The following is a 20,178-nucleotide window of genomic DNA, read 5'->3' as shown; positions in this document are numbered from 1 at the left end:
CCGCTGCGTCGGTCAGCCGGTGTAGGAGGCCGCCGTCACGGTGCTGCTGAAGACGAGCTCGCCGTCCTGGTGGCCCGTCACGTGGACGGCGTCCTGCGCCTCGGGAGCGTCCGGGTACAGGCGCTCGGCCTCGATCATGCAGGGCATGTCCAGTTCGGCGTACCGCTTGAAGTCGGCGGTGATGCTGAGCGGCAGGAAGGAGGAGCGCCCCAGCGCGGCTGCCGAGGCCTGGCGGGCGGCCTCGAGGAGGAGCATTCCCGGTACGTGGTCGACCGGGTGGTCGAACAGCGCGGCGTGGTTGGTGTCGACCCGCAGCTGCCAGCGGTTCGGCTCGCTGAGGGGGGAGAGGACCACGTCGGTCGGCGACAGCCGCCCCACGCTCTGCGGCGCCGCGGGAGCCGTCAGCGGCAGCGGGCTGTAGTCGGCCGCCAGCGTGTGCGCGGGGCGCACTCGCCGGTATACGGCCGGGCTGATGCAGGCGTACGACATCCGCCCGGTCGCCACGCGGTGTCCGCCCCGATGGACGACGGCTTCGTAGCGGAGCCAGGCCAGGCCGCCGGCCCGTCGCTTGATCTCCAGGCACGTGACGTCGATGTCGAGGGCGGCCGGCGTCTGATCGACCCGGAGGTGCTCCGGCTCGATGCTGAGGCCGGCGTCCCACCACAGGAACTGGTGGCCGAAGGGGACGCCGAACTCGGCGTGCGCCAGGAGGCTGCCGATCTGGCGGATCGTTTCCGTGCAGATGAGCGGGTCGTAGTAGCCGCCCGCGACCGGGGTGAAGAAGCTGTGGCTGCGAGGCCACTGCGCGCTGACGGCGAAACGGGTCTCGCCCGTGCGCTGCCAGTCCGTGAGCAGTACCTCCGCGACAGCCGCGCGGTGGACCAGTTCCTTCGGAACGGTGGACGTGAGTGACGGGAAGCCGTAGCCGCGCTGCTCGAGTGGTGGAGCCGCGGCACGCCATGCCGGGTCGTAGATCGCTGTGCGCTCGACATGAAACGTGCTCGCGCTCATTGTTCCCCCTAGGCAGCGCTGGCGAGTTACAGGTGTGACTTGCGAGAAAAATATATACCAACCGGTTTTTTATCCAGAGGGAGCCCGACCCTGGATTCCGAAAAATTCGGAGGAGTCCATTCCGGCCACGCTCCTCCGGGGGGCCTTGCAGGTCCACCGGAGTCGGGTCTGCGCCATCCGACCTTAGGCATGCGAACCGGGCCGCAGGTGACTCTTTAGCCCGGCGGGCGAAGGCGACGAGGGGAAAAATGGCCGATTCACACCAGGAGGCTTGCTTTGCGTGTTGAGGGGTCGGCCGGTCGTTGATCATCGTGGGCCGCTCTTCGTCCCACCGTCCGGGGGAGGGGGCGGCGCCGAGCCGCACGACACCCTTCCGGAGCGGCTTGTGCAGTACAAGGTGGTCGACGGCGCCGGCCGGCCGGCGCCGGGCGGTGAGGGCGACGGCACGGGGCGGCGGCAGGACGCGCGCACCCCGTCAACGATCCCTCGGGCCGTCTTAACGGTTTGCGCAAGTGAATTCTGATGGTGATTTCAGGGCCCCGCCGCAGGGTGGTGCGGTGCCTTCCCGCCGAGGTGTCGGCCAGCGGTCCGCCGGGGATCGGCCCGCCCCCGACAGGCCGCCCGGCCGGGGAGACGGCCTTGTCCCGACTGGGGGGTGGCCCGAACGCCCCCCGGCGCCACCGCGGCGGCCGCAGCGGCTGTCCGCTACCTTGAGCGCTGCTCCAGCGGAGCTCCGGCGCCGCTCCATCGTCGGCCTAGCGTGAATGGCACTGAGCAAACCGCTAAAGCGGTTTGTAGTGGCCGCCTCTTCCGTGCTGTGGAGGTTCGGAACGGTCCGGATCCGGCCCCTTCAGCCCCTGTGAGTAGGGGTTGTGGGGGTGGCTGAGCCAACTCGATGGTCTGTTTTCAGCCGTTCGCTGTCCATTAAGCGACTCCTCCAGGCCTGCTCTTCTGTCCCCCAGATGGCCCTGGAGGCCCCCTCGTTCCCGCCTCTGGCCAGCAACTATGCAGCTCAGGGGTGGTTGCGTGGGCTCCGTGGGGGCCGGCGGGGGTGGAAAACGGTACAGCCGGTTTGGTATTGACAAACCGGCTCGGCTGTTTTTTGCTCGTTCCAGCGAAAGTCGAGGGGTCATCCATGGACGAAGCAGGGGAGTACGGCGTGGACATCGATGTACTGGGCGCACTGACCGTGCGGGAGAACGGGGTCTCCATCACGCCCACCGCCGCCAAGCCCCGGCAGGTGCTGGCGCTGCTGGCGCTGCACGCGGACCAGGTGGTGCCGGTGGCCGCGCTGATCGAGGAGCTGTGGGGGACGGAGCCGCCGCGCAGTGCCCGTACGACGCTCCAGACGTACGTGCTCCAGCTGCGCGGGCTCATCGCCACCGCGCTGGAGGGCACCGACGGGACGCGGAGCCCCAAGGACGTGCTCGTCACGCTGCCCGGCGGGTACATGCTGAGCAGCGCCGGCGGGACCAGTGATGTCCGCGAATTCGACCGGCTGGCCGGAATGGGCTACCGGGCCATGGACGCCGGGGACTTCCCGAACGCCGCACGGCTGCTGCGCGAGGCGCTGGCGCTGTGGTCGGGGCCGGCCTTCGCCGACGTCGACGGCGGCGTGCAGCTGGACATGGAGACGCGGCGGCTGGAGGAGACCCGGCTGTGCGCGCTGGACCAGCGCATCGAGGCCGATCTGCGGCTCGGCCGGCACCGGGAGTTGCTCGCGGAACTGACCGTACTGGCCAGCCGCTACCGCATCCACGAGAACCTGCACGGGCAGTTCATGCTCGCCCTGCACCGCTCCGGTCGCCGCGGCGAGGCGCTCAGCGTCTACCAGCGGCTGCGCGCCACGCTGGTGCGCGAACTGGGCATCGAGCCCTCCGCCGCCCTGCGCAGTCTCCAGCGCTCGATCCTCATGAGCGGCCCCGAGACCCCGGCCGAATCCCCGGAGACCGCCCGCAAGAGGCTCGCCCGGGTTGGGTGAGAGGCGGGCCCGGCGGTCATTGGAGGAGCGGTGCCAGGGGATTTAAGAAAGCGCCGGGAAAACCTGAGATTTAATTTGCACAAACAGGAATCGGAACAAAGACGACGAGCCCGATCGGCGGGCTGAGCACGGGTTTCGACATCCAATCGGAATCTTGTCTTTCGAATCTGCCGTCTGTTCGCCTGTTTCGGAGGTCCGCTCGACGTCGGCTCGAGCGCCCGGTGATGTTGCCCTGGGCTGCCTTACCGTCATCGGGTCGAATACTGAAAACCGAGAGTATCTCGACGAAATATGGAGGGGAGACGGGAGACCGTGAAGATTCAGGTTCTGGGTCCGTTGAGTGCCGAGGTCAACGGGGCATCGATCGTTCCTACGGCGGGCAAGCCGCGTCAGATCCTGGCGCTTCTCGCGCTCTACCCGGGCCGGGTGATGCCCGTACCCACCCTCATGGAGGAGATCTGGGGGACGAAGCTGCCCGAGAGCGCGCTCACCACCCTGCAGACGTACATCCTCCAGCTGCGCCGCAGGCTGGGCACGGCGATGGGGCCGGGAGCCCCCGGCACGGCCAAGGACGTGCTCGCCACCCGGCACGGCGGCTACCTGCTCCAGATCCCGCAGGAGTCGGTGGACGTCCACGAGTACGAGGCCCACGTGGCCGCCGGCCAGACCGCCTTCGACGACGGTGACGACGAGCGCGCGGCCGACCTGCTGCGCAAGGCGCTCGACCTGTGGCAGGGACCCGCGCTGGTCGACGTACGCGTCGGGCCGATCCTGGAGATCGAGGTGCTGCGGCTGGCGGAGAGCCGGCTGGTGACCACCGAGCGGCGCATCGACGTCGACCTGCGCCTGGGCCGGCACACCGAACTCCTCGCCGAACTCACCGAGCTGATGGCCAGGAACCCGCAGCACGAAGGGCTGCACTCGCAGGCGATGGTCGCGCTCTACCGGTCGGGCCGGCAGGCCACCGCCCTCGACGTCTACCGCAGGCTCCGGGCCCGCCTCATCGGCGAACTCGGCGTCGAGCCCTCGCAGCAGCTCCAGCGGCTGCACCAGGCGATGCTGCGGGTCGACCCGGCGCTGGACGTGGTCGCGGGACCGCGCCGCAGCTCCACCTTCGACCTCTACGCGGCGTAGCGGGGGGAGGGGGGAGGCGCGGCGGCTCCAGCGGGGCTCGGTCGAGGCCTGAGGGGCTCTCCAGCACGGGCGGCCAGGCTGCTGGCGACCCGGTGTGCGCCGCCGCGCGGGCGGCCGAGGAGAGAGGCAGCCCATGCAAGCCACGGCCCGGTTGGAACTCGTCGACCTGACCCGCATCCTGCGGGTCTGGGGCGGCGAGGAGGACTGCGTCGAGCTGACCGAGGACGTCCAGGACCTGTACTGGATCGAGCTCGGCTACGACAGTCTCTCCATCCTGCAGACCATCGGTTCGGTCGAGCGGAAGTTCGACATCCTCCTCGACGGGGAACTCCTCGAGATCGCCGACACCCCGAGGCTCTTCCTCGAAATGGTCAACGGCGTGCTGGGCAGCCGCGCCGCCGTCTGAGACTCCAGCGGTATTCGACGCGGACTCCGGCGGACGCCGACAGTCTCTGTGCCAAGCGTTGAGAGAGGTGTCCGATGTCTGTCGAGCGAGTGCACCGGATGTCATACGCGGTCGACGCGGCCGCGCCCGCCGGAGCCCTGTACACCCTGGTGGCCGACGCCACCCAGTGGCCGCTGTTCGTGGCGGACACCGTCCACGTGGAGCGCCTCGACTTCGACGGGGCCGCCGACCGGTACGCCCGGTGGGCCGACGTGGACGGGGAACTGCGGCGCTCGCTCGTACGGCGGACCCTGGACGCCGGCCGGCGGAGCGTCGCCTTCTCCGAGGAGCGCCCCGGGGCCCCCGTCACCGCCGCGGGCGGCAGCTGGAGCGTGGAGGAGCTGGCACCCGGCTGGTCGCGGCTGACCCTGGAGCGGGAGATCGTCCTCGGCGGCCGGAGCCCGGAGGCGGAGCGCGTCATCGCCTCCGTCGAGAAGGGCGACCGGGCCGCGCTGGCGGGCCTGAGGACCGCCGCGGAGCGCTGGCGCCGCCTCGACGGGCTGCTGATGTCCTTCGAGGAGTCCGTACGGATCGAGGGCCCGGCCGAGCCGGTCTACGCCTTCCTGTACGAGGTGGGGTCCTGGCCCGGGCAGGTCGCGCACGTCGTGGACGCCGAGGTGACCGAGGACCGGCCCGGGGTGCAGCGCACCCGTCTGGTCAGCCTGGCCGACGACGGCTCCGAGTACACCACGCGAGCGGTGCGGGTGTGCTTCCCGGCGGCCGGGCGGATCGTCTTCAAGCGGACCAGGCCGCACCCCCTGCTCGCGGCGCACGCGGGCGAGTGGTCCGTGGAGCCCGACGCGTCGGGGGTCACCGTGGTCTGCCGGCACGAGGCGCTGCTGGACGAGCCGGCGGTGGAGCGGATCCTGGGTCCCGACGCGGACCTCGCGCGGGCGCGCCGGTACGTGCGCGAGGTGCTCGGCCGCGAGAGCCGGGCCACGCTGGCGCCGGCGACGCGGGACGCGGGGGACCCGGTCAGGACCCTGCGCTCGGTGTAGACACCCCTGGCCCGCCCGTAGCCCTCGCGGCGCCCCCTGACAGCGGCCCGCCACCGTCCCCCGCGGTGGCGGGCCGCACTGCTGCTCAGCTCCCGCGCCCCGCCGTGTCCAGTCTTCGCAGCGTGGCGGGGACGGCCAGGCAGGGCATGACCACCCGCCAGAAACCGGCCAGCGTGCGCGGTGCGAGCCACTGCGGGTCGTCGCGGCCCAGGGCCTCGAAGCCGAGGGTGGCCGCCACCACCGTCGCCGCGACGCTGCGGTGGTTGAGGCCGGGCAGCAGGGCGCCCTCCTCGGAGGCCTCCGTCAGCAGCCGGTGGACGTACTCGTGCCACTCCCTGGGCAGGGCGCAGGCGGACGCGTACGCCGGCTCCCGGCCCAGCCGGAAGCCGGCCCGCGCCACGACATCGGACAGGAGCAGCCCGGCGAGGGCCTGGGAGCTGTCGGCCAGGGCCTGGAGGGCGGACGTCCGCTGCGCGTACACCTCGCGGGCGACCGCGCGCAGGGCCTTGGCCCCGGCGGCCTCGACGGCCTCGGCGACCGCCGCCTTGTTCTCGAAGTGGAAGTGCAGGGCGCCCGGGCTCACCCCGGCCCCGACGCTGATCATGCTCAGCGTCGCCTCTGCGTAGCCGCGCCGTCCGAACACGGTCGCGGCTGACTCAATCAGTGCATGACGGGTTCGGACGGCGCGTTCTTGTTTCATCACGCATAGCTCCTGTATCAGTTTCCTTCCATTATTAAACCGCGCCGTTGGTATGGGAACCGCGTATAGGTGCCCGTTCGTGGCCGGTTTGACGGCGTGTCTTGCCCTTCGGTGGCCCGATTTGGTCTATTTATCGCGAACCTTGCTGAGATTTACGGGCTTTGACAAACCGACGAAGCGGTTTGTATCTTCGTTGACGTTGACTCAACCGAGCTTGAGGGAGGGGGGCAGATGAACCAGCGGACCATCGCTGTACTGGAACCTCACACAGCCGCCGCGGGAGTGAACGGGGGGTTCCTGCCGGCCGAGGGGCTGAGGGCGTCACAGCACGCGCCGACGCAGTCCGCCCTGTGGCGGATCCTCATCGTGGAGAGCAACACGATCGAGGGCGAGACCCTGGCACGCGGCCTGCGCCGACACGGACACGAGGTCGACATCGTCGGCACCGGGAGCGAGGCCCTGCGCAGCTACGCCGACGCCGACCTCGTCCTGCTGGACCTGGAACTCCCCGACCTGGACGGGCTTGAGGTCTGCCGGGGCATCCGCGCGGCCCACGAGATCCCGGTGATCGCGGTCACCGCCCGCGGCAGCGAGCTGGACCGGGTCCTGGGCCTGCAGGCCGGCGCCGACGACTACCTGGTCAAGCCGTACGGATTCCGCGAGCTGATGGCGCGGATGGAGGCGGTCATGCGCCGGGCGCGGCCGACCCGGCCCGTCGCGGCCACCATCACCTGCGGTCCGCTGCGGATCGACGCGGGCACGCGGGAGGTGAGCCTGCACGGGAAGCCCGTCGAGACCACGCGCAAGGAGTTCGACATGCTCTACCTCCTCGCGTCCCATCCCGACACCGTCATCCCGCGCAAGATGCTGATGCAGCAGGTCTGGGGCGACTCCTGGTCCCGCCGGACCGTCGACACGCACGTGAGCACGCTGCGCAACAAGATCGGCGCCGGCTGGATCATCACGATCCGCGGCGTCGGCTTCCGGTTCGGCCAGGGCGCCTGAGCCGGCCCGACGACACGAGCCGAGGGGGGACGGACATGACAGCGACGGCACTGTGCCACGGGGAGGGCTGCCGCACCGGCCACGCCGGCGGACGGCCCCGCAGGCGGACGGCCGACGGCAGCCGGCTGTGCCGGCCGTGCCGGGAGCACTTCGCCGCAGGCCTGACGGAACTGGCGCACCTCTACGAGGAGTGCGGGCGGGTACTCGGCGGCGCGGCCCCCGGCAGCCTGCGCGAACGCACCACCGGAGGGGACCTGCCCGGCCTGCCCTTCAACGGGGCCGCGGCCGACGTACGGGCCAAGATGGTCTCCGTACTGGGCTCCTGGAGCGGGCTGGTCGCCCAGCAGCGCGGCTTCACCTCGCCGCCGCGCACCGTCGCCGCGCTCACCGCCTTCCTGCTGCGCAACGCCGACTGGCTCGCCGCCCACTCCGCCGCCGCCGAGGCCACCGAGGAGATCGCCCGGCTGGTGCGGGCCGGGCGCCGCGCGGCCTTCCCCGACCCGGCCCGCAGCATCCGCCTCGGCGACTGCCCCGAGCCCGGCTGCTCCGGGGCCCTGGCCCTCGCCGTACGCGCGGGGGCGCGGGCCGAGGGGCCGGCGATCGTCTGCGCCGCGGACCCCGGCCACCGCTGGACCAGCGACCAGTGGAGCGGGCTCAGCCGCTCCATGGACTCCGCGCGCGAGCCCGCCGCCGAGGCGGCGGCAAAAACCGAACGCTGGCTGACCGCCGCCGACATCGCGCAGCTGTGGCACACGCCGACGGGGACCGTCTACCGGCTGGCGAGCGAGGAACGCTGGCGCAGGCGCAACCGCGCGGGCCGTACGTACTACAACGAGAGCGATGTACGGGACTGCTTCGACCGGCGGGCGGCGGCGCGTACCTGACCCGTCCCCGCCCTCCACGCGAACAGAAGACCGAGCAGTGGCTCAACAGCGGTCCGCACGGCATCCGGTAGGACTCGGATCGAGGCGTCTGACCGGTGTTTGACATTCCCTTGGCCGCCCTCCGACGCACCGGACCGGCCCTTGTGGAACCTGACCTACTCCTGAATCCAGCGCCATTGAACGGCCGCTCGCGTCCGAAGAACCTTGTAGTCAAGATCCGGTGCACTGTCTCCGGAGGCGAATTCAAGGAGACGTGATGGACGCCCCAGTGATCGTCGTCGGCGCGGGCCCCGCAGGCATGATGCTCGCCGGGGAACTGCGGCTGGCGGGAGTCGCCGTCGTCGTCCTGGAACGCCTTGAACGGCGTACAGGCGAATCGCGCGGGCTCGGCTTCACCACGCGCACGCTGGAGACCTTCGACCAGCGCGGGCTGCTCGCGCGCTTCGGCGAGATCGAGCGGAGCACGCTGGGCCACTTCGGCGGACTGCCGCTGGACTTCGGTGTGCTCGACGGCGCCTGCCAGGCCGCCAAGACCGTGCCGCAGTCCGTGACCGAGACCCACCTCGAGGAATGGGCCACCGGCCTGGGCGCCGACATCCGGCGCGGCCACGAGGTGCTCTCGGTACGCGACGACGGCGAGGGCGTCGAGGTCGAGGTCCGCGGCCCGGACGGGACGCACACCCTGCGCGCCGGCTGGCTGGTGGGCTGTGACGGCGGCCGCAGCACCGTACGCAAGGCGGCCGGCTTCGACTTCCCCGGCACCGCGGCCACCATGGAGATGTACCTCGCCGACATCAAGGGCATCGAGCTCAAGCCCCGCATGATCGGCGAGACCCTGCCGGGCGGCATGGTGATGGTGGGCCCGCTGCCCGGCGGCACCACCCGCATCGTCGTCTGCGAACGCGGCACGCCCCCGCGCCGGCGCGAGAGCCCGCCGGCCTTCGAGGAGGTCGCGGCCGCCTGGCAGCGGCTGACCGGCGAGGACATATCGGCCGCCGAGCCGGTGTGGGTGAGCGCCTTCGGAGACGCGGCACGGCAGGTCACCGAGTACCGGCGCGGCCGGGTGCTGCTGGCCGGCGACGCGGCGCACATCCACCTGCCCGCCGGCGGACAGGGCATGAACACCGGGATCCAGGACGCCGTCAACCTCGGCTGGAAGCTCGCCGCGGTCGTCCTGGGCCGGGCCCCGCTGAGCCTGCTCGACACCTACCACGGCGAGCGGCACCCCGTCGGCCGGCGGCTGCTGATGAACACCCGCGCCCAGGGGCTGCTGTTCCTGAGCGGCGCGGAGGTCCAGCCGCTGCGCGACGCCCTCGGGGAACTCATGGCGTACGAGGACGTGGCCCGCCACCTCGCCGCCATGGTGACCGGCCTGGAGATCTCCTACGACGTGGGCAGGGGCGGCCACCCGCTGCTCGGCCGGCGCATGCCGCACCTGGAGCTGGCCGGCGCCGGCGGCCCCACCTCCAGCACCGAACTGCTGCACCCCGCCCGCGGGGTGCTCCTCGACCTGGCGGACAACCCCCGGCTGCGCCAGCGCGCCGCCGCCTGGTCGGAGCGGGTCGACACCGTCACCGCCCGGCCGCGCGAGGCGTCGTACGGGGCCGACGGACTGCACGACACCACCGCCCTGCTGATCCGGCCCGACGGATACGTGGCATGGGCCGCGCCCGGCAGCCACCACGACCTGCCGATGGCGCTCGAACGCTGGTTCGGAACCCCCTGACCGCGGGGTCCCCCGACGACCGGCGCACCCCCTGACTGCCGACGTACCGGCGGCCGGACAGAACGTCAACCGGAGGAACCACACATGGCAACGCCGCAAGCAACGATCGAGCGCGTACCCCCCGCTCCGGCCGGCCCGGACGGGGAGCGCCGCGACATCGTACGGGCGGCCCGGACCGTCCTGGCCCGCGAGGGCTGGAGGCACTGCACCGCCGAAGCCACGGCCGCCGAGGCCGGGGTGGAACCGGAAGTCGTCGGACGGCACTTCCCGGACCACGAGCAGCTCCTGCTGAGCGTGCTGCTGGACAGCTCCGTCTCCGTCGCCGCCACCCTCGCGGCGGTGGCCGAGAGCTACCTCGCGGAGATCACCGACCTGCGCCAGGACCTGATCGCGCTCGGCCGGGCCTGGCTGGCGCCGCTGGAGGCCTTCCGCGAGCACTTCGCGATCGTCCGGCACATCAGCGCCGAGGTCACCAGCCTGCCCGTCGAGGCCGTGGAGAAGTGGCAGGCCACCGGCCCCCGCCAGGCCCGCCGCGAGCTGGCCCGCCGGCTCCGCCAGGTCGCCGCCCGGGGCCTGCTCGAGATCACCGACGCCGACCAGGCGGCGGAACGTTTCATCCTGCTGGTCCCCTCGTCCGTCGTACAGCGCTCCTTCCACGGCGCGCTGCCGCTCGTGCGGCACGAGGAGGACGCGCTCATCGCCGACGGAGTCGACGACTTCATCCGGCTGTACGGACCCACCACGTCCCGCTGACCCCCGCCGATCCCTGGAGAGAGTAGAAAAAATGCACAGCAACCTGATCGTGGCGCGGATGGACGTCCGCTCGAGCGCCGAGGTGGCCAAGCTCTTCGCCGAGTTCGACCGGACCGACATGCCGCAGCGCATGGGCACGCTGCGCCGGCGGCTCTTCTCGTACAACGGGCTCTACTTCCACCTCCAGGACTTCGCCGAGGACGACGGCGGCGAGCGCATCCAGGAGTCCCGCAACGACCCGCGGTTCATGCGCATCAGCTACGACCTCCAGCCCTTCATCCAGCCGTACGACCCGGAAACCTGGCGCTCCCCGGCCGACGCGATGGCCACGCGCTTCTACGACTGGACGGCGACGGAGTGATGTCCGCCGAAGCCGACACGACGGGAGGGCACCGCTCGTGGCTCGCCGGGTAGTGATCACGGGCGTCGGAGTGCTGGCGCCGGGAGGCATCGGCACCCCGGAGTTCTGGAGTCTGCTGAGCTCTGGGCGCACCGCGACGCGGGAGATCACCCACTTCGACGCCTCCCCCTTCCGCTCCAGGGTCGCGGCCGAGGCCGACTTCCTCCCGGAGCTGCACGGGATGACGCAGGAGGAGATCCGCCGCATGGACCGCGCCGCCCAGTTCGGGGTGGTGGCGGCGCGCGAGGCGGTCGAGGACAGCGGACTCGACTTCGCCGCTCTGGACCCGTACCGCACGGGCGTCAGCATCGGCACCGGGGTCGGGGCCGTCAGCAGCCTCGACAAGGCCTACCGCGCGGCCACCCTCGACGGCCTGCTCGCGGCCGTCGACCACACGCGCGCGCCGCAGGACCTGTACGACCACTTCGTGCCCGCCTCCTTCGCCACCGAGGTGGCCTGGGCCGTCGGCGCGGAAGGGCCGGCCACGGTGGTCTCCACCGGCTGCACCTCCGGGATCGACTCGGTCGCGCACGCCGTCGACCTGATCCGTGAGGGCAGCGCCGACGTCATGGTCACCGGCGCCACCGACGCCCCCATCACGCCGCTCACCCTGGCGTGCTTCGACGCGATCAAGGCGACGACCACCCTCAACGACGACCCGCAGCGGGCCTCGAGGCCCTTCGACGCCTCCCGCAAGGGATTCGTCCTCGGCGAGGGCGCCGCGGTGTTCGTCCTGGAGGAGCTCGAGAGCGCCCGCCGGCGCGGCGCCCACGTCTACGCGGAGGTGGCCGGCTACGCCTCCCGCTCCAGCGCCTTCCACATGACGGGGCTGCGTCCCGACGGCCGCGAGCTGGCGGAGGCCATCACCGTCGCCCTGGACGAGGCGCGGCTGAACCCCGCCGACATCGACTACGTCAACGCCCACGGCTCGGGGACCCGGCAGAACGACACCCACGAGACGGCCGCGTACCGGCTCGCCCTCGGCCCGCACGCCTACCGCACCCCGGTGAGCTCGATCAAATCGATGATCGGGCACTCGCTGGGCTCCGTCGGCTCCATGGAGATCGCCGCGTCCGTCCTCGCGATGAAGCACCACGTGGTGCCGCCCACCGCGAACCTGCGCACCCGCGACCCCGAGTGCGACCTCGACTACGTCCCGCTCGCCGCGCGGGAGCACCGCACCGACGCCGTCCTGACCGTGGGCAGCGGATTCGGCGGGTTCCAGAGCGCGATGGTGCTGGCACGGCCCGACAGGAGGACCGCATGAGCGCCAGGACCCTGGTCACCGGCATCGGCGTGGCCGCCCCCAGCGGGCTCGGGGTGGAGGACTTCTGGGCGGCGACCCGCATCGGCAAGAACGCCATCGGGCCCGTCACCCGCTTCGACGCCTCCCTCTACCCCGCGCGCCTGGCCGGGGAGATCCACGGCTTCGACGCCAAGGACCACCTGCCGGGCCGGCTCGTACCGCAGACCGACCGGGTGACCCAGCTCGCGCTGGTCGCCGCCGACTGCGCCTTCGAGGACGCGGGCATCGCCCCGGGCGACATCCACCCCTGCGACATGGGCGTGGTCACCGCGGCCGGGTCCGGGGGGCTCGAGTTCGGCGAGAACGAGCTGCGCAAGCTGTGGAGCCAGGGCGCCAAGCACGTCAGCGCGTACCAGTCCTTCGCCTGGTTCTACGCCGTCAACAGCGGGCAGATCTCCGTCCGCAACGACCTGCGCGGACCCACCGGAGTCCTCGTCGGCGACCAGGCGGGCGGCCTCGACGCCCTCGCCCACGCCCGGCGCCGGCTCCGCAAGGGCAGCCGGCTGATCGCCACCGGCGGCTTCGACGCCTCGATCTGCTCCCTGGGCTGGGCCGCGCACCTGGCCGGCGGATCGATGTCCACCAGCGACGAGCCCGAGCGCGCCTACCTGCCCTTCGACGAGGCCGCCTCCGGCTACGTACCGGGCGAGGGCGGCGCCCTGATCATCCTGGAGGACGAGGACAGCGTCCGCGCCCGGGGCGCGCGCAACGTCTACGGCGAGTTCGCCGGCTACGGCGCCACCCTCGACCCCCGCCCGGGCAGCGGCCGGGAGCCCGGCCTGCGCCGGGCCGTCGAGGCGGCGCTCGCCGACGCAGGCTGCCATCCGGCCGAGGTCGACGTGGTCTTCGCCGACGGCGCGGGCGTCCCGCGGCTCGACCGCGAGGAGGCCGAGGCCATCACCGCGGTCTTCGGCCCGCGCGGGGTGCCGGTCACCGCCCCCAAGACGATGACCGGACGGATCTCCGCGGGCGCCGCGTCGATCGACGTGGTCTCCGCGGTCCTCGCCATGCGCGAGGGCCTGATCCCGCCGACCACCAACGTGGAGCTCTCCCCGGCCCACGACATCGACCTGGTGGCCGTGCGGCCGCGCACCGCCTCGGTGCGCACCGCGCTGGTCCTCGCGCGCGGCCGCGGCGGCTTCAACTCCGCCGTCGTGGTGCGCTCCGTCGACTGAGACGTCCCCCGGACGCCACCGGCGGCCACAGACCTCCGCAGCCGGACTCCCCGGGTGCGGAAAGACCGATGAAGGGACCCACCCGTGTCCAAGCAGGAATTCACCTTCGACGACCTCAAGCGCATCCTCCTGGAGGGCGCCGGCGCCGACGAGGAGGTCGACCTCGACGGCGACATCCTCGACACCGACTTCGAGGCCCTGGGCTACGAGTCGCTGGCGCTCCTGGAGACCGGCGGCCGCATCGAGCGCGAGTTCGGCATCACCCTCGACGACGACGTCTTCGCCGACCACAGCACCCCGCGCTCCCTCGTCGAGGCCATCAACGCGAGCCTCAAGGTTTCCGTCAACGCCTGACGCGCCACCGCGCCGGCCACCACACCCGCCCCCCACCCCGCCCACAGAAAGGGAGTACGCCCATGGCCATCGATCAGGACTGCACCGAGACCCAGGTGATCGTGGTCGGCGCGGGCCCCGTCGGACTGCTGCTCGCCGGAGAACTCCGGCTGGCGGGCGCGGACGTGGTGGTGCTCGACACGCTCACCACCCCGACCGCCGAATCGAGGGCGTCCACCCTGCACGCCCGGACCATGGAGATCCTCGACAGCCGCGGCCTGCTGGAACGGCTCGGCGACGTACCGCGCGAGAACGCCGGACACTTCGGGGGGATCCCCCTCGACCTCGGCCTGCCCGGTCCCTACCCGGGGCAGTGGAAGGTCGCCCAGACCCGCCTGGAGGAAGTCCTCGGGGAGTGGGCGGCCGACCTGGGCGCGGACATCCGGCGCGGCCACGAGCTGACCGGGCTGACCGCGTCGGCGGACGGGGCGCTGGCCACCGTACGGACCGAGGGCGGCGAGGAGCTGACCTTCCGGGCCGGGTACCTCGTCGGCTGTGACGGCGAGAAGAGTGCCGTACGGCGCCTGGGCGGCTTCGACTTCCCCGGCACCGACGCCGAACGCGAACTGCTGCGCGCCGACGTGGCGGGCATCGACATCCCGGGCCGCCGCTTCCAGCGGCTGGAGGGCGGGCTGGTCGTCGCGGCCCGCCGGCCCGACGGGGTGACCCGGGTGATGGTGCACGAGTTCGGGGCGCGGCCCCGGCTCGGGCAGCCCTCCTTCGAGGAGGTCGCCGACACCTGGAAGCGCATCACCGGCGAGGACATCGGCGCCGGCACCCCGCTGTGGGTGAACTCCTTCGGAGACGCCTCCCGGCAGGCCGGCCAGTACCGCCGGGGACCGCTCCTGCTCGCCGGGGACGCGGCGCACCAGCAGATGCCGATCGGCGGCCAGGCCCTCAACCTCGGGCTCCAGGACGCCTTCAACCTCGGCTGGAAGCTGGGCGCCCGGATCGCCGGACACGGCACCGAGGAGCTGCTCGACAGCTACCACGACGAACGGCACCCGGTCGGGCAGGGAGTCCAGAGCAACATCAGGACCCAGGCGCTGCTGCTGCTCGGCGGCGCCGAGGTCGACGCGATCCGGGAGGTGTTCGCCGAGCTGACCGCCAGTGAGAACGTACGGACCCACCTCGCCGGGCTGATCTCCGGTGTTTCGGTACGCCACGACGTGGGTGCGGACGGGGGCGGCTCCGCGCTGCTCGGCCTGCGGGCGGCGCACCGGGAGGTCACCACCGCCGAGGGCCGCACCAGCACCTTCGAACTGCTGCGCCCGGGCCGGGGCCTGCTGCTGCTCCCGCCGGGCGAGGAGGCCCGCCGGGCGGAACTCGCCGAGGCGGCCGCACCCTGGGCCGGCCGGGTCAGCACGGTGGCCGCCGCCTCGGTGGCCGGCGGCGGCTCGGTGGCCGGCGGCGGCTCCCCCGAGGAGGCGACCGCCCTGCTGGTCCGCCCCGACGGGCACGTGGTCTGGGCCGACGGTCCGGACGCGGGCCCGCTCACCGCCGCGCTGGGCCGCTGGTTCGGGCCCGAGCGGGCCGCGGCCGGGGCCGCGGAGGGCTCCGCCCGGCCGGCCGTCGCGGCCACCGCCCCGGCGGCGGTCGTCGCGCAGCCCGCGGCGGTGGTGGGGCGCGGCGGCATCGGCGCGGAGCGGCTCACGGGCCGCACGGCGCTGGTCACCGGGTCGAGCCGGGGCATGGGCCGGGCGGCCGCGATGCGGCTCGCGGAGGAGGGCGCGCTCGTCGCCGTCCACTACACCCGGGACGAGGCGGCCGCACACGAGGTCGTCGCCTCGGTGGAGAAGGACGGCGGCCGCGCCTTCGCACTGCGCACCGAACTCGGTGTCGACGGCGACGTGGACACCCTCTTCACCGCGCTGGAACAGGAGCTGCTGGAGCGCACCGGCTCCACCGACCTGCACATCCTGGTCAACAACGCCGGGGTGATGGGCGGCGTCCCGGCCGACGAGATCACCCCCGAGCAGTTCGACCGGATCTTCGCGGTCAACGCCAAGGCCCCCTTCTTCCTGATCCAGCGGGCGCTGCGGAACATGCCCGACGGCGGCCGGATCATCAACATCTCCTCCGGCCTGACCCGGTTCGCGAACCCGGACGAGATCGCGTACGCGATGAGCAAGGGCGCGCTCGAACAGCTCGCGCTGCACTTCGCGAAGGCCCTCGGCCCGCGGGGCATCACCATCAACTCGGTGGCGCCCGGGATCACCCGCAACGGGAACCCGGTCTTCGACATCCCCGAGGCGGTCGAGCAGATGGCCGGCCTGTCCGCCTTCAACCGGGTCGGCGAGCCGGAGGACGTCGCCGACGTGGTGGCCTTCCTCGCCACCGACGAGGCGCGCTGGATCACCGGCTCCTTCGTCGACGCCACCGGCGGCACGCTCCTCGGCTGAGGGGCCGCCGCCCTCCGTGCCCCGCCGGCGCCGAATCCCACGCGCCGCGCCGGCGGCGGGCGGGCGGCCCGGGGATCCCTCCCCGGGCCGCCCGCCCCCTTCCACCTCTCCTCCCCCCTACTCCTCCCGTCTCCTCCTCCTGCGGCCGAAACGCGAGCGTGCTGACACCGATGAACATCCCGTCCGGCGGCCGGGCCCGGGCCCGCTGGGCCCTGGTGTCCGTACTCGCCGCCAACATGCTGGTGGACGCCCTGGAGGTGTCCGCGACCCTGGTGGCGCTGCCGTCCGTCGGCAGCGGCCTGGGGCTGTCCGTGCCCCGGCTCCAGTGGCTCGTCAGCGGCTTCGCCGCCGGCTTCGGCGGGCTGCTGCTGCTCGGCGGCCGGCTGGTCGAGCGGCTGGGCCGGCGCCGGGTCTACCTCGCGGCGCTGCTGGTCTTCGCCGCCGCCTCGCTGGCCGGCGCGCTGACGGACAGCGCGCTCCTGCTGACCGCCACCCGCGTGGTGAAGGGTTTCTGTGTCGCGCTGACCGCGCCCACCGGACTCGCCATCATCCTGTCCGCCGTCCCCGAGGGCGCCGAGCGCCGCCGCGCGGTGTCCGTCTACTCCTTCTTCGGCGCCGCCGGCTTCTGCTCGGGCCTGCTGCTCTCGGGGCTGCTCACCGGGATCGGCTGGCGCTGGACCATCGCCTTCCCGGCGCCCGTGGCCCTGCTGCTGCTCGCCGCCGGGCTGCGGCTGATCCCCGCGGACGGGACCGCCCCGCGCGGCCCCCGGCCCCGGCTCGGCCGCCACCCGCTCGTGGCGGGCCTCGCCCTGACCGGGACGGTCCTGCTCCTCGTGTACGCGCTCTCCTCCCTCGCCGGCCCCGCCGGGCAGCGGCGCAGCGCCGCCGCGGCCCTCGCGGGGGCCCTGCTGCTGGGCGCCGTACTCGTACGGGCCGAACGCACCGCGCCGAGCCCGCTGCTGCGCACCGAACTGCTGCGGCACGCGCCGCTGCTGCGCTCCGCGCTCGGGGCGGCCGCGCTCAACGGCTCGTACGTGGGCTTCCTGCTGGTGGCCGCCCTGGACCTGCGGCGGGCCGGCTGGAGTTCCTGGGAGACGGCCCTCGCCTTCCTGCCGGCCAGCGCCCCGCTCGCGCTGAGCGCCCTGCACTCGGGCCGGATCGCCGCCCGGCTGGGCCCCGCGCGGGCCGTCGCCGCGGGGGCGGCCGCCGCCCCGCTCGGCTACGCCCTCTACCCGTCCGGCGGGGGCGGCCGGGTGGACTACACCGACCTGCTGCCCGCCATGTCCTTCGTCGGCGTCGCCTTCGTGCTGGCCTTCACCGCCCTGCACCTCCAGGCCACCGGCACGGTCCCGCCCGCGCTCCAGACGGCGGCCGGCGGGCTCTACCAGACCTGCGTACAGCTGGGCGCGGCGCTGACCACCGCGCTGACGTCCGCCCTGTACGCGGCCGCAGGCCAGGGCCCGGCGCTCTGGCTGGTCACCGCCGTCGGCCTGGCCGGCGCGTGCGTGGCCCTCGGCGGCCTGTTCCACCCATCAGTACCTCCCGACCCACCCGCGCCATCCGCACCACCTGTGAGAACAGCCGCCGGCGTATCCCCCTCCCACACGGCGGCTCCGACCACGGACGGACGGGGTCACCCGTCCGCCTCGACCCGGGAAGCATCATGAACACACTTCACATGTCGCAGACATACGAGACAGACACCGGCCTGGTCCACATGACCAGGCCCGACATGACGGTCCTGGCGACCGCCGGGCTGCGCGAGCGCACCCGGATCCTCGAGCAGTACGTGCGCGAGGAACTCGGCCGCATCCTCGGCATCGAACCGCAGCTCGTCGACACCACGGGCCGCCCCATGGGCTGCCTGGGCATCGGCTCGATCTCCGGTATCGAACTGCAGTACCGGATGGAGGCCACGCTCGGCGTGGACGTGAACCTCCAGCGGCTGCTGCTCGCCAACAGCGCCCAGGAACTCATCGACTGCCTCGCCGGCCAGCTCGGTCCCGAGGCCCACCTGCACGGGGCAGCGGTGCCGGCATGACGACGACGACCCTGCTGCCGGCCGCTCGTCCGGTGGTCAACCACCTGGACCTCGACCGGCCCGACTTCACCCTCTCCGCCGACCGCGTCGACCTGTGGCTGATCCGCCGTCCCACCGGGGCGGACGCCGAGGCGCTCGCGATCGGCGAACTCGACGCGGAGGAGCGCAAGCGCACCGACTCCTTCATCCGCCAGTCCGACGGCATGCTGTACGCCGCCGCCCACGTGGCGGTGCGCCGGCTGCTCGGACGTTACACGGCCACCTTGCCCCAGGACGTGCGCTTCATGCGCGAGCCCTGCCCGGGCTGCGGCGAGCCGCACGGCCGTCCCGCCCTGTCGCCCCCGCCGCCGCCGCTGCACTACTCGCTCTCGCACAGCGGGGGCGTCGCCATGGTGGGCGTCGGCACCGTGCCCCTCGGCGTTGACGTGGAGAAACTCCCCGGCGCCGAGACGGTGGACATCTGCTCCAAGGCGCTGCACCCGGACGAGCAGCTGGAGATCGCCGGGGCCGAGGCCGGCGAGGAGCGCCGGCAGCTGTTCGGCCAGATCTGGACGCGTAAGGAAGCGTTTCTCAAGGGGCTTGGGACAGGGTTGAGCCGCTCGCCCGCGGAGGACTACCTCGGCACCGACCACGGCCGCCACCCCGACGGCTGGACCATGGTCGGCGTTCCCGCCGACACCACCCACGCCGCCGCAGTGGCGGTGGCGGGGGCGGCCCCCAAGGTGGTCGACGTCAGGTGGGTGCCCGACACCTGGCTGGCCGCAGGCAACACCGTGTGCGGCGCCGCCGCCCCCGGACCGCACCACACGGTCCTCGCCAGTTGAACCGCAAGTAAGGACGTGACCGGATGACCCGCACCGCCTTCGTCTTCCCCGGGCAGGGCTCCGAATGCGCCGGCATGGGCAAGGAGTTGCTCGCCCTGCGGCCGGACCTCGCCGACTCCCACTACCGCACCGCCGACGACCTGCTCGGATTCCCGCTGGCCCGGCTCTGCCTCGAAGGGTCCCCCCGGGACCTGGAGGACCCGGCGGTGGCGCAGCCGGCGATCTTCCTGACGAGCCTGGCCGTCCTGGAGGTGCTGCGCGGCGAGGGCATCGCGCCCGACGCGGTGGCCGGGCACAGCCTGGGCGAGTACGCGGCGCTGGTGGCCGCCGGCGTCCTGGAGTGGACCGAGGCCCTGTGGCTGGTCCGGCTGCGCGGCGAACTCGTCGCGACGGTCGGCGACCGGATCGGCAGCGCCACGGCCGCGGTCATCGGCCTGCGCCGCACGGACCTGGCTCGGATGTGCGCCGAGGCCCGTGCGGCCACCGGGCAGGTGGTCGAGGTGGCCGGGGACAACGAGCCCCGGCAGACCGTGGTGTCCGGCCAGGCCGAGGCGGTGGGCCACGCCACCGACGCGGCCCGGGCGGCCGGGGCGCGGGTGGCGTGGCTGCGCACCGGCGGCCCCTTCCACTCCAGCCTGCTGGGCGAGGCCGAGGCGGAGTTCACCGAGACGCTGATCGCGACGGAGTTCCGCGACCCCGCCGTGCCGCTGGTCTCCGGTGTCACCGGCGGGTGGGTGACGACGGCCGCCGAGGCCGTCGTCGCCCTGCGCGGCCAGCTCACCAGCCCGGTGCGGTGGACCGAGTCGGTCGGGACGCTCGCCGCCTCGGGCACCGACCGGTTCGTGGAGGTGGGTCCGGGCAAGGTGCTCGGCGGGCTGGTCCGGCGGATCCTGCCGGGCGCCCGTGTCCACAGCACGCACACGGCCGACCGGCTGGCGCTGGCCGTGGACGAGCTCACCGCCACCACGGTCTGACCGACGACCCACGGACAGGGTGGAAC

The 20,178-nt window shown here is 73.0% G+C and carries 19 protein-coding genes; 17 read left to right on the top strand and 2 right to left on the bottom strand.

The features are described from left to right. Positions 1-12: 12 nt before the first annotated feature. A complete protein-coding gene (locus OOK34_RS32960; protein WP_267037822.1) occupies positions 13-1,011 on the bottom strand; it encodes a ScbA/BarX family gamma-butyrolactone biosynthesis protein in 999 nt (332 codons plus the stop codon). Positions 1,012-2,170: 1,159 nt separating this feature from the next. On the opposite strand from OOK34_RS32960, the gene OOK34_RS32955 reads away from it, so the two are divergent. The 4 genes from OOK34_RS32955 to OOK34_RS32940 all read left to right on the top strand — a co-directional run bounded on the left by OOK34_RS32955 (position 2,171) and on the right by OOK34_RS32940 (position 5,569). Beyond that, positions 2,171-2,992: an AfsR/SARP family transcriptional regulator gene (locus OOK34_RS32955; protein WP_267037859.1), complete on the top strand. Its 822-nt coding sequence runs from the start codon at positions 2,171-2,173 to the stop codon at positions 2,990-2,992. A gap of 312 nt (positions 2,993-3,304) precedes the next feature. After that, a complete protein-coding gene (locus OOK34_RS32950) occupies positions 3,305-4,126 on the top strand; it encodes an AfsR/SARP family transcriptional regulator (protein ID WP_267037821.1) in 822 nt (273 codons plus the stop codon). 133 nt (positions 4,127-4,259) lie between these two features. After that, on the top strand, positions 4,260-4,532 hold the full coding sequence (locus OOK34_RS32945) for a phosphopantetheine-binding protein (protein ID WP_267037820.1): 273 nt from the start codon (positions 4,260-4,262) through the stop codon (positions 4,530-4,532). A gap of 74 nt (positions 4,533-4,606) precedes the next feature. Further along, positions 4,607-5,569 carry an SRPBCC family protein gene (locus tag OOK34_RS32940; protein WP_267037819.1) on the top strand — a complete coding sequence of 321 codons (963 nt, stop codon included), beginning with the start codon at positions 4,607-4,609 and terminating at the stop codon, positions 5,567-5,569. 85 nt (positions 5,570-5,654) lie between these two features. On the opposite strand, the gene OOK34_RS32935 is transcribed toward OOK34_RS32940, so the two are convergent. Further along, positions 5,655-6,269: a ScbR family autoregulator-binding transcription factor gene (locus tag OOK34_RS32935; protein ID WP_267037818.1), complete on the bottom strand. Its 615-nt coding sequence runs from the start codon at positions 6,267-6,269 to the stop codon at positions 5,655-5,657. Positions 6,270-6,500: 231 nt separating this feature from the next. Here OOK34_RS32935 and OOK34_RS32930 point away from each other — a divergent pair, with 231 nt between their 5' ends. The 13 genes from OOK34_RS32930 (at position 6,501) to fabD (ending at position 20,152) form a co-directional block, all read left to right on the top strand. Next, positions 6,501-7,274: a response regulator transcription factor gene (locus OOK34_RS32930; protein ID WP_267037817.1), complete on the top strand. Its 774-nt coding sequence runs from the start codon at positions 6,501-6,503 to the stop codon at positions 7,272-7,274. Positions 7,275-7,309: 35 nt separating this feature from the next. Further along, entirely contained in the window at positions 7,310-8,158 is an 849-nt protein-coding gene (locus OOK34_RS32925) for a hypothetical protein (RefSeq protein ID WP_267037816.1), read from the top strand. Between the two features lie 256 nt (positions 8,159-8,414). After that, on the top strand, positions 8,415-9,884 hold the full coding sequence (locus tag OOK34_RS32920; RefSeq protein ID WP_267037815.1) for an FAD-dependent monooxygenase: 1,470 nt from the start codon (positions 8,415-8,417) through the stop codon (positions 9,882-9,884). Positions 9,885-9,968: 84 nt separating this feature from the next. Further along, positions 9,969-10,637: a TetR/AcrR family transcriptional regulator C-terminal domain-containing protein gene (locus tag OOK34_RS32915; RefSeq protein ID WP_267037814.1), complete on the top strand. Its 669-nt coding sequence runs from the start codon at positions 9,969-9,971 to the stop codon at positions 10,635-10,637. 31 nt (positions 10,638-10,668) lie between these two features. Then, positions 10,669-10,998, top strand: a complete 330-nt coding sequence (locus OOK34_RS32910) for a TcmI family type II polyketide cyclase (RefSeq protein WP_267037813.1) — start codon at positions 10,669-10,671, stop codon at positions 10,996-10,998. Positions 10,999-11,035: 37 nt separating this feature from the next. Then, positions 11,036-12,304: a beta-ketoacyl synthase gene (locus OOK34_RS32905; protein ID WP_267037812.1), complete on the top strand. Its 1,269-nt coding sequence runs from the start codon at positions 11,036-11,038 to the stop codon at positions 12,302-12,304. Beyond that, a complete protein-coding gene (locus tag OOK34_RS32900) occupies positions 12,301-13,518 on the top strand; it encodes a ketosynthase chain-length factor (protein ID WP_267037811.1) in 1,218 nt (405 codons plus the stop codon). The genes OOK34_RS32905 and OOK34_RS32900 overlap by 4 nt, the downstream gene beginning before the upstream one ends. A gap of 84 nt (positions 13,519-13,602) precedes the next feature. Next, the gene (locus tag OOK34_RS32895) at positions 13,603-13,872 is read left to right on the top strand and encodes an acyl carrier protein (RefSeq protein ID WP_267037810.1); all 270 of its coding nucleotides are present in this window, start codon (positions 13,603-13,605) and stop codon (positions 13,870-13,872) included. 62 nt (positions 13,873-13,934) lie between these two features. Continuing rightward, entirely contained in the window at positions 13,935-16,313 is a 2,379-nt protein-coding gene (locus OOK34_RS32890; RefSeq protein ID WP_267037809.1) for an SDR family oxidoreductase, read from the top strand. Between the two features lie 170 nt (positions 16,314-16,483). After that, the gene (locus OOK34_RS32885) at positions 16,484-17,980 is read left to right on the top strand and encodes an MFS transporter (RefSeq protein ID WP_267037808.1); all 1,497 of its coding nucleotides are present in this window, start codon (positions 16,484-16,486) and stop codon (positions 17,978-17,980) included. 11 nt (positions 17,981-17,991) lie between these two features. Then, entirely contained in the window at positions 17,992-18,354 is a 363-nt protein-coding gene (locus OOK34_RS32880; RefSeq protein WP_267037807.1) for an acyl carrier protein, read from the top strand. Then, entirely contained in the window at positions 18,351-19,178 is an 828-nt protein-coding gene (locus tag OOK34_RS32875) for a 4'-phosphopantetheinyl transferase superfamily protein (RefSeq protein WP_267037806.1), read from the top strand. Before OOK34_RS32880 ends, OOK34_RS32875 begins: the two co-directional genes overlap by 4 nt. A gap of 23 nt (positions 19,179-19,201) precedes the next feature. Then, the gene (gene fabD / locus OOK34_RS32870; protein ID WP_267037805.1) at positions 19,202-20,152 is read left to right on the top strand and encodes an ACP S-malonyltransferase; all 951 of its coding nucleotides are present in this window, start codon (positions 19,202-19,204) and stop codon (positions 20,150-20,152) included. The last annotated feature ends 26 nt before the right edge of the window (positions 20,153-20,178 follow it).

The sequence above is a fragment of the Streptomyces sp. NBC_00091 genome (assembly GCF_026343185.1).
Classification (GTDB): Bacteria; Actinomycetota; Actinomycetes; order Streptomycetales; family Streptomycetaceae; genus Streptomyces.
Note: the sequence above shows the minus strand (reverse complement) of the source record. Positions and strands in the feature narration are given on the sequence as shown.

What these genes read in the sequence shown, in the direction of transcription:
- OOK34_RS32890 (WP_267037809.1), top strand. Translation starts at nt 13,935, where the DNA reads ATGGCCATCGATCAGGACTGCACCGAGACCCAGGTGATCGTGGTCGGC.
- OOK34_RS32915 (WP_267037814.1), top strand. Translation starts at nt 9,969, where the DNA reads ATGGCAACGCCGCAAGCAACGATCGAGCGCGTACCCCCCGCTCCGGCC.
- OOK34_RS32945 (WP_267037820.1), top strand. Translation starts at nt 4,260, where the DNA reads ATGCAAGCCACGGCCCGGTTGGAACTCGTCGACCTGACCCGCATCCTG.
- OOK34_RS32920 (WP_267037815.1), top strand. Translation starts at nt 8,415, where the DNA reads ATGGACGCCCCAGTGATCGTCGTCGGCGCGGGCCCCGCAGGCATGATG.
- OOK34_RS32940 (WP_267037819.1), top strand. Translation starts at nt 4,607, where the DNA reads ATGTCTGTCGAGCGAGTGCACCGGATGTCATACGCGGTCGACGCGGCC.
- fabD (WP_267037805.1), top strand. Translation starts at nt 19,202, where the DNA reads ATGACCCGCACCGCCTTCGTCTTCCCCGGGCAGGGCTCCGAATGCGCC.
- OOK34_RS32925 (WP_267037816.1), top strand. Translation starts at nt 7,310, where the DNA reads ATGACAGCGACGGCACTGTGCCACGGGGAGGGCTGCCGCACCGGCCAC.
- OOK34_RS32875 (WP_267037806.1), top strand. Translation starts at nt 18,351, where the DNA reads ATGACGACGACGACCCTGCTGCCGGCCGCTCGTCCGGTGGTCAACCAC.
- OOK34_RS32885 (WP_267037808.1), top strand. Translation starts at nt 16,484, where the DNA reads ATGAACATCCCGTCCGGCGGCCGGGCCCGGGCCCGCTGGGCCCTGGTG.
- OOK34_RS32900 (WP_267037811.1), top strand. Translation starts at nt 12,301, where the DNA reads ATGAGCGCCAGGACCCTGGTCACCGGCATCGGCGTGGCCGCCCCCAGC.
- OOK34_RS32910 (WP_267037813.1), top strand. Translation starts at nt 10,669, where the DNA reads ATGCACAGCAACCTGATCGTGGCGCGGATGGACGTCCGCTCGAGCGCC.
- OOK34_RS32960 (WP_267037822.1), bottom strand. Translation starts at nt 1,011, where the DNA reads ATGAGCGCGAGCACGTTTCATGTCGAGCGCACAGCGATCTACGACCCG.
- OOK34_RS32930 (WP_267037817.1), top strand. Translation starts at nt 6,501, where the DNA reads ATGAACCAGCGGACCATCGCTGTACTGGAACCTCACACAGCCGCCGCG.
- OOK34_RS32935 (WP_267037818.1), bottom strand. Translation starts at nt 6,269, where the DNA reads ATGAAACAAGAACGCGCCGTCCGAACCCGTCATGCACTGATTGAGTCA.
- OOK34_RS32880 (WP_267037807.1), top strand. Translation starts at nt 17,992, where the DNA reads ATGTCGCAGACATACGAGACAGACACCGGCCTGGTCCACATGACCAGG.